A 12,589-nucleotide genomic window follows, 5' to 3' on the forward strand; every position below is an offset into this window, starting at 1 on the left:
GTTCGGGCAACGAGGCTTATCGTTGGTTTATTGTTGCATTTCTGCCAGCTTCTGCCAAGTGTCGATGACCGAATCCGGATTCAGGGACATGGTCTCGATACCCTGCTGCATCAGCCACACGGCCAGTTCCGGGTGGTCGGACGGGCCCTGGCCGCAGATGCCGATGTACTTGTTCAACTTGATGCAGGCCGAGATGGCCATGCCCAGCAGCGCACGTACCGCAGGATCGCGTTCGTCGAAGTCGGCTGCCAGCAGCTCCATGCCGGAGTCGCGGTCCAGGCCCAGGGTCAGCTGGGTCAGGTCGTTGGAGCCGATCGAGAAGCCGTCGAAGTGTTCCAGGAACTGCTCCGCCAGCACGGCGTTGGAAGGCACTTCGCACATCATGATGACGCGCAGGCCGTTCTCGCCGCGTTTCAGGCCGTTCTTGGCCAGCAGGCCGACCACTTTCTCCGCCTGGCCCAGGGTGCGCACGAATGGCACCATGATCTCGACGTTGGTCAGGCCCATCTCTTCACGCACGCGCTTCATGGCGACGCATTCCATCTCGAATGCGGCAGCGAAGTCCGCCGACAGGTAGCGCGCGGCGCCGCGGAAGCCCAGCATCGGGTTTTCTTCGTCCGGCTCGTAGCGCGAACCGCCGATCAGCTTCTTGTACTCGTTCGACTTGAAGTCGGACATGCGCACGATCACCTTCTTCGGCCAGAAGGCCGCGGCGATGGTGGCGATGCCTTCCGCCAGCTTGTCGATGTAGAACTGCTTTGGCGAAGCGTGGCCGCGCGCCACCGATTCCACTGCCTTCTTCAGGTCGGCGTCGATGTTCGGGTATTCCAGGATCGCTTTCGGGTGCACACCAATATTGTTATTGATGATGAACTCCAGGCGGGCCAGGCCCACGCCGTTGTTCGGCACCGACTGGAAGTCGAAGGCCAGTTGCGGGTTACCCACGTTCAGCATGATCTTGGTCTTCAGCGGTGGCAGTTCGCCGCGCTGGACTTCGGAAATTTCGGTTTCCAGCAGGCCGTCGTAGATCTTGCCTTCGTCGCCTTCGGCGCAGGATACGGTCACGAAGTTACCGTCCTTCAGCACGTCGGTCGCGTCGCCGCAGCCCACCACTGCCGGCACGCCCAGCTCGCGCGCGATGATCGCTGCGTGGCAGGTACGGCCGCCGCGGTTGGTGACGATGGCCGATGCGCGCTTCATCACCGGTTCCCAGTTAGGGTCGGTCATGTCGGCCACCAGCACGTCGCCCGGCTGTACGCGTTCCATCTCGCTTGGATCGTTGATCACGCGCACCGGGCCGGCGCCGATCTTCTGGCCGATGGCACGGCCGGAGGTCAGCACGGTGCCGGTCGATTTCAGCTTGAAGCGCTGCTGCGAATCGGTGGCTTTCTGCTGCGATTTCACGGTCTCGGGACGGGCCTGCAGGATGTACAGCTTGCCGTCGCGGCCGTCTTTGCCCCACTCGATGTCCATCGGACGGCCGTAGTGCTTCTCGATGATCATGGCGTACTTGGCCAGTTCGACGATTTCAGCGTCGACCAGCGAGTAGCGGTTGCGCATCTCGATCGGCACGTCGACGGTCTTCACCGAGCGACCGGCCTTGGCTTCATTGGTGAATTCCATCTTGATCAGCTTGGAGCCGATGTTGCGGCGGATCACGGCGGACTTGCCCTGCTCCAGCATCGGCTTGTGGACGTAGAATTCGTCCGGGTTCACGGCGCCCTGCACCACGGTTTCGCCCAGGCCGTACGAGGAAGTGATGAAGACCACGTCCTTGAAGCCCGACTCGGTGTCGATGGTGAACATCACGCCCGATGCGCCCGTGTCGGAGCGAACCATGCGCTGCACGCCGGCCGACAGCGCCACCTCGGCGTGGGTAAAGCCCTTGTGCACGCGGTAGGAAATCGCGCGATCGTTGTACAGGGATGCAAATACGTGCTTCATCGCTTCCAGCACGTTGTCGATGCCGACCACGTTCAGGAAGGATTCCTGCTGGCCCGCGAAGGATGCGTCAGGCAAGTCTTCCGCGGTGGCGGAGGAGCGCACGGCGAACGACACTTCAGTGCTGGAATCGGCGACCAGGCGGTCGTAGAAGGCGCGGATCTCGGCTTCCAGGCGTGGCTGGAATGGGGTGTCGATGATCCATTGGCGGATTTCGGCGCCCGAGGCGGCCAGGGCGCGCACGTCGTCGACGTTCAAGTGTTCGAGGCGGTCGGCAATGCGCTTGGCCAGCGATGGGCCGCCGTCAACGCTGTGCGACAGGAAGTCGCGGAAGGCTTGCGCGGTGGTTGCGAAACCGCCAGGCACCCGAACACCGGCACCAGCCAGCTGGGAAATCATCTCCCCCAGCGACGCGTTCTTGCCGCCGACGGATTCGACATCCGTCATGCGCAAGGTCTCGAACGAGGCAACGTACACCCCGTCGGATTGCTCCTTCAATGCTGCGTTAGTCATAAAGACACCTTTTTGATGATAAAAATCTTTACGCAGGTGCGCGCGGCATCGTTCTTGTCATTCTTGGCGCCGTGCAGCACAATCTTACTGTTGGCAGGCATTTTACAGCCTGCCGAGCAAATTGACGATTCATCCATTGGAAAAGCTTTTTTGATGCCACAAGATCAACGTTTATTGCCATCGTCTAGCCGCACCGTCTTCTTTGTCTCTGACGGCACGGGCATCACCGCTGAAACCTTCGGTCATTCGGTGCTGACCCAGTTCGACCTGCGCTTCCGCCAGATCCGCCTGCCTTTCATCGACACCTGCGACAAAGCGTATGATGCAGTGCGCAAAATTAACGAGGTCGGGGCCGAGGACGGCACCAAGCCGATCGTGTTTTCCACCCTGGTGAAGGCGGAGCTGTCGGAGGTCATCCAGCGCGCCAACGCCATGCATATGGACTTGATCCAGACTTTTGTGGCGCCGCTGGAACAGGAACTGGGGGTCAAGTCGACCCACACCATCGGCCGCTCGCACAACGTGGTCGATAGCGAGGAATACAAGAACCGTATCGAGGCGATCAACTTCTCGCTGGCACACGATGATGGCCAGTCCAACAAGAACCTGTCGTCGGCGGACGTGATCCTGGTCGGCGTGTCGCGTTCGGGCAAGACCCCTACTTCGCTGTACCTGGCCATGCAATATGGCGTGAAGGCCGCCAATTACCCGCTGATCCCGGACGATTTCGAGCGCGGCAAACTGCCTTCCGCGCTGTATGCCTTCAAATCGAAGATTTTCGGCCTGAGCATCGAGCCGCAGCGCCTGTCCGAGATCCGCAACGAGCGCCGCGCCGGCTCCAAGTACGCTTCGCTGGAGAACTGCCGCTATGAAGTCAACGAGGCGGAAGCCATGATGCGCCGCGAAGGCATCCGCTGGCTGTCGTCCACCACCAAGTCGATCGAAGAGATTTCGACCACCATCCTGCAGGAAATCAAGCCGAATCGTTCGGTGTATTGAGCTTCCGCTCAGAAGAAGCTTTTCCAGTCGTGCAGCCAGCCCGGAATGTCGTCCAGCGGCATCGGGTTGGCTATATAGAAGCCCTGGGCGTAAGCGCAGCCCAGGCCTTGCAGGAAGTCCCAATCCGCCCTGGTTTCGACCCCGACCGCGCAAGCGTCGCGCGACAGGCTGCGGGCCAGCCCGATAAAGGATTTCAATACGGTGCCGATGGGGCGCTTGCGCGAGGCGCCATCGACAAAGCTGGGATCAATCTTCAATTCCGAGAAGGGGATGGCGGCCAGGAGTTGCAGGTTGGAGCGCCCGGTGCCGTAATCGTCGATCGCCAGGCCAAATCCCATCATGCGCAGCCGCAGCAGGCGTTCCAGGAAGTGCGGGTTGGTGGTCAGCACCGAAGCTTCCGTGATCTCGAACGTGACGTAGTCCGACAGCACGCGGTGGCGCTCGAGGCAGGCCGTCATCTGGGCGATGAACTGCGGGTGCGCCAGCGTGCTCGGGTCGACATTGAAAGAAAATGAAATCGGAATGCCCTGGTCGTGCAGGCTGCGGCAGGCCGCCACCGACTGTTCGATCATGCACCAGTCGAGGAAGTCAACTCGCCGCACGCTTTGCAGCACCGGCACGAAGGCTGACGGGCCCAGCACGCCATACTCCGGGTGGTGCCAGCGGGCGAACATTTCCAGTCCGGTGACGGCACCGGTTTCCAGTTCAATCTTGGGCTGGAAGTAAGGTCCGAACTGGCGTTCCTGCAGTCCGCGCTCCACTTCCGCAAACGTGAATTCCGGGTGTGCCGGACCGGGGTCCGGTTCGACGGCAGGCTCACGGTAGTTGGCAATCAGTTCCAGCAGCCGGGCCGAGGTCATCGGCTTGCCTGAACTGCCCAGCACATCGAGCCCGTAGGCTTCGGCCATGGTCTCGACCGAAAACAGCACGTCGGCATTTTCCGCGGCGAGGATGATGATGCCGGCCCGGCAGTCGATTTCGGCCAGGCGGCGGATGACTTCCAGCCCGTCCATGCCGGGCAGCGTCAAGTCCATCAGGGCGATGTTGGTGGGAGGACTGAGCCCGATTTCCAGGATGCGCAGCGCACCGACTCCGTCGGACGCCGGCGTGACGTGCTGGGCGCCCAGGTGGCGCAGCATGCCAAGCAGTAGCTCTCGCTGGATGGGTTCGCCCTCGGCGACCAGAAAGTGCAAGCTTGCAATTTCCATAACGCCAATCCCACTTGCTTAGTTTTACTAAGTCAGATTTTGCCTGACTTGCTCGAAAAAGCATACTGCCGCGCATGCGGCGACGTTCAGCGACTCGACTTTGCCCAGGTGCGGCACGATCACGCGGTGCGTGGCGTTGCTTAAAAGCGACTCGGATACGCCCTGCCCTTCGTGGCCGAAGATCCAGGCGACCGGTCGTTTCAGGTCCAGCTGATAAAGCTGCTCGGCCGCGTAGCCGCTGGTGGCCAGGGTGGCGATGCGGGCACTCTGCACCAGTTGCGGCAGGTCGACGTTTTCGTAGATGTCCAGCACGAAGTGGGCGCCCATGGCGGCGCGCAGCACTTTCGGCGACCAGCAGAAGGCGGTGCCGGGGGCGCAATACACCTCCTTCACGCCCGCCGCGGCGGCGCTGCGCAGGATGGAACCGACGTTGCCCGGGTCCTGCACGTTATCGAGCAGGACTGCGTTGGTGGTCAAAGCCTGCGGCACCTCTTTCTGCGGTGTGCCGATCAGGAACATCAGGCCGACGCCATGCTCCACCTGGCTGACAGCGTGGTACAGCTGGTCGGCCAGGCACAGGACGTGGGCATGCCCGGCTTCGAGGCGGGCGATGATGGCCGCCACTTCCGGATTCCGCAGCGCGCCTTCGGCCACGATGGCCTGTTCCGGGTGGCCGCGCAGCTCGAGCCAGGTTTCGCACAGGTGCACGCCATCGAGCAGGCTGCGGCCGGCCTTGCGGCGGGCCTGCGAGTTGGTGGCCAGCTTGCTAAGTTCCTTGTATTGCGCGTTGTCGCGCGAAGTGATGTGCTTCACAGCGCGCGCTCCAGGACTTCGCGTACCGGCGCAAAGCTGCGGCGGTGCACCGGCGACGCGCCGTGCTCGCGCAAGCGCTCCAGGTGCAGCGCGGTGCCATAGCCTTTGTGCTGGTCGAAGCCGTACTGCGGGTATTTCCTGTGCAGCCTGACCAGGGCCGCGTCGCGCGCGGTCTTGGCCAGGATCGAGGCAGCCGAAATCGATTCGATCTTGTCGTCGCCTTCCACGATGGCGATGCTCTGGATGCGCATCACGGGGCACTTGTTGCCGTCGATCAGGGCCAGGGTCGGTATGGTTTGCAGCGCATAGACCGCGCGCTTCATCGCCAGCAGGCTAGCCTGCAGGATATTCAGGCGGTCGATTTCCTCTTCCGAAGCTTTGGCGACGGCCCAGGCGATTGCGTGCTCGCGGATCAGCGGCGCCAGCTCGTCGCGGCGGGCCTCGTTGAGTTTCTTGGAATCGCGCAGGCCGGCGATCGGGCGGTTGCGGTCCAGGATCACGGCCGCGGCAAACACCGGACCGGCCAAGGGGCCGCGCCCCGCCTCATCAACGCCGCAGATAATCTCGTCGAGGGAATATGGAAGGTCGTCAAACAGACCGGATTGTTGGGACATCACTCAATTCTTTCTACTGTCCAGTTCGTGTCCCACCTTGGGGTCACACCCGAATCGGGACACGGGCTGATCCGCGATACGGCTGGGATCGTGTCTCATTTCGGGTGTGACCCCATGGTGGGACACGGGCTTATCTGTTGATGACCTTTAGGACTGCGGCGGCGCCTTCCTGGGCGCTGTTACGCAGCAGGCTGTGATGCATGTCGGTGAAGCGCTGCGCCAGTTGCAGGCGGTGCGGCACGTCACTCAGTTGTTTCCACATGGCGTCGGCCAAGGTCTCGGCAGTGGCTGCGTTTTGCAGCATTTCCGGCACCAGGAACTCGCGCGCCAGGATGTTCGGCAGGCCGATCCATGGCTGGTAGCCCATATGTCTCATGATATGCCAGGACGCGGCCATCATCTTGTAGGCGATGACCATCGGCTTCTTGAACAGCGCCACTTCCAGCGAAGCGGTGCCGGAGGCAACCAGCACGGCGTCGGCGGCGCAAATGGCGCTGTGCGACTGGCCATCGAGCAGCATCAGCTCGACATCCTGCAGGCCGGCTTCGGCGATCAGTTCCAGGAAATACTTGCGCTGCTTTTCTCCCGCCATCGGCACCACGAACTTCAACGTGCGGTCGCGCTGCAGCAGCAGCTTGCAGGCGCCGATGAAGGCGGCCGTGTTGTACTTCAGTTCCGCCATGCGGCTGCCCGGCATGACGCAGACCACGTTGGCGTCGTCCGCCAGGCCCAGTTGGCGGCGCGCGGCCGCTTCGTCGGGCTGCAGCGGGATCACTTCGGCCAGCGGGTGGCCGACGTAGGTGACCGGTACGCCCGCTTTCTTGTAGATCTCTTCCTCGAACGGGAAGATCACCAGCATATGCGATACCGACTTGATGATTTTCTTGATGCGGCCGCCGCGCCAGGCCCAGATCTGCGGGCCGATGTAATGCACGGTCGGGATGCCGGCGGCGCGCAACTGCGCTTCCAGCCCCAGGTTGAAGCCCGGATAGTCGGCACCAATGAAACAGGCCGGCCGATCGGCCAGCAACTGGTCGCGCAGCGTGTCCTGGATGCCTTTCAGCTCGCGGTAGCGTGGAATGATTTCGAACAGCCCGCGCACGGTCATCTTCTCGATCGGCCACTGCGACTCGAATCCATGTTCCATCATGGCCGGGCCGCCGATGCCGTGGAAGCGCGCGTCGGGCAGGTGCGGGCGCAGGCCGCCCAACAGGCGGCCTGCCAGCAGGTCGCCGGAAGGTTCGCCGGCGACTACTGCGATCGATACGTCAGCGGACGATGCCACGGGTGGTCGTATCGAGGAATTCGCGCATCGCGCGCGCGTGGAGCACGTCCGCCTCAGGCAGTTCGGCTTCGGCTGCGATCATCGCCGCCTTGGCTTCGTCCAGCGTCAGGCCGGAGCGGTACAGCAGCTTGTAGGCGTTGCGGATGGCATTGATCTGCTCGCGGGTAAAGCCGCGCCGTTTCAGGCCTTCGATATTGACGCCGTGGGCTGCCGCCGGATTGCCGTTCAACAGCACGAACGGGGGCACGTCCTGGGTCAGGCTGGTGCTCATGCCGACAAAAGCGTGGGCGCCGATCTTGCAGAACTGGTGCACGTTGGCGAAGCCCGACATGATGACCCAGTCGCCGATCTCCACATGGCCCGCCATCTGGGCGTTGTTGGAGAAGATGGTGTTGTTGCCGACCACGCAGTCATGCGCCAGGTGGACATAGGCCGAGATCCAGTTGTTGTTGCCCAGCCTGGTCACGCCCTTGTCCTGCACCGTGCCGACGTTGAAGGTGCAGAATTCGCGGATGGTGTTGTCGTCGCCGATCTCCAGGCGGGTCGGTTCGCCGTTCCATTTCTTGTCCTGCGGCGCGGCGCCGATGGACGAGAACTGGAAGAACTTGTTGTTCTTGCCGATCGTGGTATGGCCCTCGATCACGACGTGCGGGCCCACCACGGTGTTCTCGCCAATCACCACGTTCGGGCCAATGATCGTGTATGGGCCGATCTCGACGCCGGCGGCCAGTTCGGCCTTCGGGTCGACAATCGCGCTTGGGTGGATGGTCGCCATGCTGCTTACTCCACGGAGCGGATGGTGCACATCAGCTCAGCTTCCAGCGCTACCTGGCCGTCGACCGAGCCGACCGCCTTGTACTTCCAGATGCCGCGCGCATTGCGCAGGATTTCCACGTCCATCTTCAACTGGTCGCCAGGGCCAACCGGGCGCTTGAAGCGCGCGTTGTCGATGCCGACAAAGTACACCACCGAATTCTCGTCCGGCTTGATGCCCATGGACTTGAACGACAGCAGGGCTGCGGTCTGCGCCATCGCTTCGATCATCAGCACGCCAGGCATCACCGGCTTGTGCGGGAAGTGGCCGTTGAAAAACTCTTCGTTCACGGTGACGTTCTTGATCGCGGTGATGGACTTGTTCTCTTCATACGAGATGACGCGATCGACCAGCAGCAGCGGGTAGCGGTGCGGCAGGTACGCCTTGATCTCGCAGATGTCCATCGTTTTGTTTTCGGTAGTCGTCATGATTCTTCGTCTTCGGTTTTAGTTTTAATGGTTTTTTCCAGGGCGCGCATTTTATCGCGCATCGTCGGCAAGTTCCGGACAATCGCAGCCGACTTCTCCCAGTCGCTGTTCTTGGCCAACGGGTAAAAGCCCGTGTACTGGCCCGCTTCGGTGATCGAACGCGATACCAGGCTGCCCGACGAAATATGGACGTGGTCCGCGATCGTCAGGTGGCCCAGGATCATCGCCGCCCCACCGAAGGTGCAGTACTTGCCGATTTTCGCACTGCCCGCCACGCCGACGCAGCCGGCCATTGCCGTGTGCGCGCCGATATGGCAGTTGTGGCCGATCTGGATCTGGTTGTCCAGCTTCACGCCGTCTTCAATAATAGTGTCCGCCAACGCGCCGCGGTCGACGGTGGTGTTGGCGCCGATATCGACATCGTCGCCGATCACCACCCGGCCCACCTGCGGGATGCGCACGTAGACGCCGCCGTCGTTGGCAAAGCCGAAGCCGTCGGTCCCGATCACGGCGCCCGAGTGGATGATACCGCGCTTGCCGATCACGCACTTCGAATGGAAGGTCACGTTGGCAAAGAAATGGCTGCCCTCGCCCACCTGGGCGTCGCGGCCAATATAGCAGCCGGCGTCCAGCACCACGCCGGCGCCGATCACGGCGCCGGCTTCGACCACCACTTTGGGGCCGATATGGGCGCTCGGGTCCACGCTGGCAGCCGGGTCGACGTAAGCCGTCGGGTGCACGCCTGCCGGGCGCACGTACGCCGTCTGCGCTTCGAAGATCTGCGCGGCACGGGCAAAGTACACATAGGGATTCTTGACGACGATGCGGGCACCCGTATAGGTCTCGGCCACGGTGGCATCGTCATTGGCGCTGACAATCAGGGCTGCCGCCTGGCTTTGCCCCGCTTGCGAGCGGAATTTGCTGTTACTGAGGAAGCTGATATGCGAAGCGCCTGCATCGGTCAACGGCGCGATCCCGGCAACATAAAGTTCCGGGTCCCCCACCAGTTGGCCGCCCAGGCGCTCGACCAGTTCTCCTAGTCGAAGGCCCATCTTAAATCCAATCTATCGGTTATTTGTCCAGCGCTTCCAGCACCTTGTTGGTGATGTCGATGCGCGGACTGGCCCACACGGCGTCCTGCAGGACAATGTCGTAGCCTTCGGTCGTTGCAAGCTGCTTGATGATCTTGGTCGCCTTTTCGGCGATCGCAGCGCGCTCTTCGTTGGTGCGCTGGTTCAAGTCTTCGCGGAATTCGCGCTGGCGGCGCTGGAAATTCAGGTCCGCCTCGTAAGCTTCGCGCTGCAGCTTGCTGCGCTCAGGCTCGGGCTTGGCGGTGCCTTCCTTTTCCCATTTTTCGGCGGCTGCCTTGGAGCGCATGGCCAGTTCCTGCAGCGCTTTTTCGCGGCTGGAAAACTCGTCGCGCAGCTTGCCGTCGGCCAGCTTGGCCAGCTTCGATTCGTTGTAGATGCGCTCGGCGCTCAGCCAGGCAATCCGGGAGGACTGCGCCAGCGCCGGTGCCGAGGCCATCATGCCCAGCGCCAGTACGGCAGCGATCTTGCCCAGGGTAGCGGTTGCAGTCTTCAACTCGATTCTCCGTCCAAATAAGTTGCTTTGGTGCACTAAATGCATCAGAAACCAGTACCCATCTGGAACTGGAAGCGTTCCAGGCGGTCACCCAGTTTGTCGTTCAGAGGCAAAGCATAACTCAACTTCAGCGGGCCTACCGGGGAAATCCAGCTCAGGCCCAGGCCGGCCGAGAAGCGCAGCTCGGACAAGCGCATCTTCTGGCGTTCCGCGTACACCTGGCCGCCATCGAGGAAACCGAACCAGCGCAGCGAACGGTCCTGCCCCTGGCCGGGGAACGGCATCTGCAGTTCGGCGTTACCGATCAGGCGCGAAGCACCGCCCAGCGAGTCGCCGTAGCGTGGGTCGACCGCGCCCAGCGAGGAGCTCTGGTAGCCGCGCACCGAACCGATGCCGCCGGCGTAGAAGTTCTTGAACACCGGGTAGTTCTTGCCGCCGAAGCCGCGGCCGTAGTCAACCTCGCCTTTCAGCGCCAGGGTGATCTTGTTGGTCAGCGGCTTGTACCACTGGGTTTCGTACACGGCACGCCAGTACTTCGACTCGCCGATCGCGTCCAGTTCCAGGTTGATGCGCTGCATATAACCCAGGGTCGGCGTCATGGCCGAGTCGCGGCTGTCGCGCGCCCAGGCCGCGGTCAGCGGTACCGAGTAGGCGTTGACGGAACCGACGCCGTTGGCCGGGCCGCCCAGGTCGCGCACGTACTGCTTGAAGTAGGTCGGCGACGATTCGTCGGTTTCCACGTTCGATTTTTCCAGGCCGATACCGAAGAAGATGGTGTCCTGTTCGGAGAACGGCACGCCGAAACTCACGCGGCCGCCGGTCTGCTTGATGGTGTACAAGCCGGTATTCACCGCTGGCGGGCGGAACGTACGCAGGTACAGCTCATAGCTGCGCGAAATGCCGTCCGGCGTGAAGTAGGGATTGGTGTGCGAGAACGCGATGGTACGGCTGTACTTCGAGGTATTCAGTTCCAGGCCCACCGTGTTGCCCGAGCCGGCGAAGTTGGCCTGCTGGATCGCCGCGTTGAAGGTGAACTTCTCGGCTTGCGAGAACGCACCGCCGATCTGGAAGTTGCCGGTCGGGCGCTCGACCACGGACAGGTTGATGTCCACCTGGTCCGAGGTGCCCTGTGCTTCCGGCGTATCGACCGTCACGTCCTTGAAGTAGCCGGTGCGGTCGACGCGGTCGCGCGATTGCTTGATCTTGGAAGCGTCGTACCAGCTCGATTCGAACTGGCGGAATTCGCGGCGGATAACTTCGTCGCGGGTGGTGGTGTTGCCCGAGATGTTCACGTGGCGCACATAGGCGCGCTTGCCCGGATCGATGAAGAAGGTGAACGCGACTTCGCGCTTGGCCTGGTCGATTTCCGGGTTGGCATTCACGTTGGCGAAAGCGAAGCCGAAGGTGCCCAGGCGGTCGGTAATCAGCTTGTTGGTGCCGGTCAGCAGCTTGCCGGAGTAAAGCTTACCCTTCTGCAGCAGCACCAGCTGGCGCAACTCGTCTTCACGGCCGAACATTTCACCTTCGAACTTGATGTCGGAGACCGTGTACTTCTCACCCTCGGTGATATTGATGGTGATGTAGATGTCCTTCTTGTCCGGGGTAATCGAGACCTGGGTCGAATCGACGTTCATCTCGATATAACCATGGTCCAGGTACCAGGACTTCAGGGTCTCGATATCGCCATTCAGCTTGGTCTTGGAATACTGGTCGGACTTGGTGTACCAGCTGAACCAGCCGCCGGTATTCAGGGCGATCTGCTCTTTCAGCTCCTTGTCGCTGAAAGCCTTGTTGCCGACGATATTAATCTGCTTGATGCGCGCCACGTCGCCTTCATCGACCTCGAAGTCGATGCTGACGCGGTTGCGCTCCATCGGCGTCACGGTGGTGGTGATTTTCACGCCGTACAGGCCGCGCGACAGGTACTGGCGCTTCAATTCCTGCTCGGCGCGGTCGACCGATGCCTTGTCGAAGGTCTTGGCTTCGCCGACGCCGATGTCCTTCAGCGCCTTGACCAGCATGTCCTTTTCGAATTCGTGGGTGCCCTTGAAGTCCACCTTGGCGATGGCCGGGCGCTCTTCCACGATCACCACCAGCACATTGCCGTCGCGCTCCAGCTTCACATCCTTGAAGATGCCGGTGGCGTACAGGGCCTTGATGGTGGCTACGGATTTGTCGTCACTGAAGGTTTCGCCCACGCGCACCGGCAGGTAGCTGAACACGGTACCGGCTTCGGTACGCTGGATGCCTTCGACGCGGATGTCCTTGACGACAAACGACTCGGCGGCGATTGCGCTGCCGGAGCAGAAGGCCAGGACGGCAGCGCCTACCAGGGTGCGGCGGAATTGAGGAGCGATACGATCAGTGTGTAATTTCATCGGCAAATCGAA

The 12,589-nt window shown here is 61.9% G+C and carries 11 protein-coding genes; 1 reads left to right on the plus strand and 10 read right to left on the minus strand.

Annotated elements, in window-relative coordinates; translation table 11 throughout:
* Positions 1-27 precede the first annotated feature (27 nt).
* Positions 28-2,454 (minus strand): phosphoenolpyruvate synthase, encoded by a 2,427-nt coding sequence (gene ppsA, locus BM269_RS07055; protein WP_090436322.1) that lies wholly within the window; start codon positions 2,452-2,454, stop codon positions 28-30.
* Between the two features lie 153 nt (positions 2,455-2,607).
* Between ppsA and BM269_RS07060 the strand changes: the two genes are divergently transcribed.
* The gene (locus BM269_RS07060; RefSeq protein ID WP_090436323.1) at positions 2,608-3,453 is read left to right on the plus strand and encodes a posphoenolpyruvate synthetase regulatory kinase/phosphorylase PpsR; all 846 of its coding nucleotides are present in this window, start codon (positions 2,608-2,610) and stop codon (positions 3,451-3,453) included.
* 8 nt (positions 3,454-3,461) lie between these two features.
* Here BM269_RS07060 and BM269_RS07065 read toward each other — a convergent pair whose 3' ends face one another.
* From BM269_RS07065 to bamA, 9 genes are all read right to left on the minus strand, one after another.
* Entirely contained in the window at positions 3,462-4,661 is a 1,200-nt protein-coding gene (locus BM269_RS07065) for an EAL domain-containing response regulator (RefSeq protein ID WP_090436324.1), read from the minus strand.
* A 27-nt stretch (positions 4,662-4,688) separates the two neighbouring features.
* On the minus strand, positions 4,689-5,474 hold the full coding sequence (locus BM269_RS07070; protein ID WP_090436325.1) for a TrmH family RNA methyltransferase: 786 nt from the start codon (positions 5,472-5,474) through the stop codon (positions 4,689-4,691).
* Positions 5,471-6,088 carry a ribonuclease HII gene (gene rnhB, locus BM269_RS07075; protein ID WP_090436326.1) on the minus strand — a complete coding sequence of 206 codons (618 nt, stop codon included), beginning with the start codon at positions 6,086-6,088 and terminating at the stop codon, positions 5,471-5,473. Before rnhB ends, BM269_RS07070 begins: the two co-directional genes overlap by 4 nt.
* A 130-nt stretch (positions 6,089-6,218) precedes the next feature.
* On the minus strand, positions 6,219-7,373 hold the full coding sequence (lpxB, locus tag BM269_RS07080; protein WP_090436327.1) for a lipid-A-disaccharide synthase: 1,155 nt from the start codon (positions 7,371-7,373) through the stop codon (positions 6,219-6,221).
* A complete protein-coding gene (gene lpxA, locus BM269_RS07085) occupies positions 7,357-8,148 on the minus strand; it encodes an acyl-ACP--UDP-N-acetylglucosamine O-acyltransferase (protein ID WP_090436328.1) in 792 nt (263 codons plus the stop codon). Before lpxA ends, lpxB begins: the two co-directional genes overlap by 17 nt.
* A gap of 5 nt (positions 8,149-8,153) precedes the next feature.
* On the minus strand, positions 8,154-8,615 hold the full coding sequence (gene fabZ / locus BM269_RS07090) for a 3-hydroxyacyl-ACP dehydratase FabZ (protein ID WP_055924214.1): 462 nt from the start codon (positions 8,613-8,615) through the stop codon (positions 8,154-8,156).
* Positions 8,612-9,667, minus strand: a complete 1,056-nt coding sequence (lpxD, locus tag BM269_RS07095; RefSeq protein ID WP_090436329.1) for a UDP-3-O-(3-hydroxymyristoyl)glucosamine N-acyltransferase — start codon at positions 9,665-9,667, stop codon at positions 8,612-8,614. The genes fabZ and lpxD overlap by 4 nt, the downstream gene beginning before the upstream one ends.
* A 19-nt stretch (positions 9,668-9,686) precedes the next feature.
* A complete protein-coding gene (locus BM269_RS07100; RefSeq protein ID WP_229204529.1) occupies positions 9,687-10,199 on the minus strand; it encodes an OmpH/Skp family outer membrane protein in 513 nt (170 codons plus the stop codon).
* Positions 10,200-10,243: 44 nt separating this feature from the next.
* Positions 10,244-12,577 (minus strand): outer membrane protein assembly factor BamA, encoded by a 2,334-nt coding sequence (bamA, locus tag BM269_RS07105; RefSeq protein WP_090436609.1) that lies wholly within the window; start codon positions 12,575-12,577, stop codon positions 10,244-10,246.
* Positions 12,578-12,589 lie beyond the last annotated feature (12 nt).

Source organism: Duganella sp. CF458 (assembly GCF_900113115.1).
Taxonomy (GTDB): domain Bacteria; phylum Pseudomonadota; class Gammaproteobacteria; order Burkholderiales; family Burkholderiaceae_D; genus Rugamonas.

Bases quoted from the DNA above. Each gene is read 5' to 3' on its own strand.
- BM269_RS07060 (WP_090436323.1), top strand. From the start codon at position 2,608: ATGCCACAAGATCAACGTTTATTGCCATCGTCTAGCCGCACCGTCTTC.
- rnhB (WP_090436326.1), bottom strand. From the start codon at position 6,088: ATGTCCCAACAATCCGGTCTGTTTGACGACCTTCCATATTCCCTCGAC.
- lpxD (WP_090436329.1), bottom strand. From the start codon at position 9,667: ATGGGCCTTCGACTAGGAGAACTGGTCGAGCGCCTGGGCGGCCAACTG.
- fabZ (WP_055924214.1), bottom strand. From the start codon at position 8,615: ATGACGACTACCGAAAACAAAACGATGGACATCTGCGAGATCAAGGCG.
- BM269_RS07065 (WP_090436324.1), bottom strand. From the start codon at position 4,661: ATGGAAATTGCAAGCTTGCACTTTCTGGTCGCCGAGGGCGAACCCATC.
- bamA (WP_090436609.1), bottom strand. From the start codon at position 12,577: ATGAAATTACACACTGATCGTATCGCTCCTCAATTCCGCCGCACCCTG.
- lpxA (WP_090436328.1), bottom strand. From the start codon at position 8,148: ATGGCGACCATCCACCCAAGCGCGATTGTCGACCCGAAGGCCGAACTG.
- ppsA (WP_090436322.1), bottom strand. From the start codon at position 2,454: ATGACTAACGCAGCATTGAAGGAGCAATCCGACGGGGTGTACGTTGCC.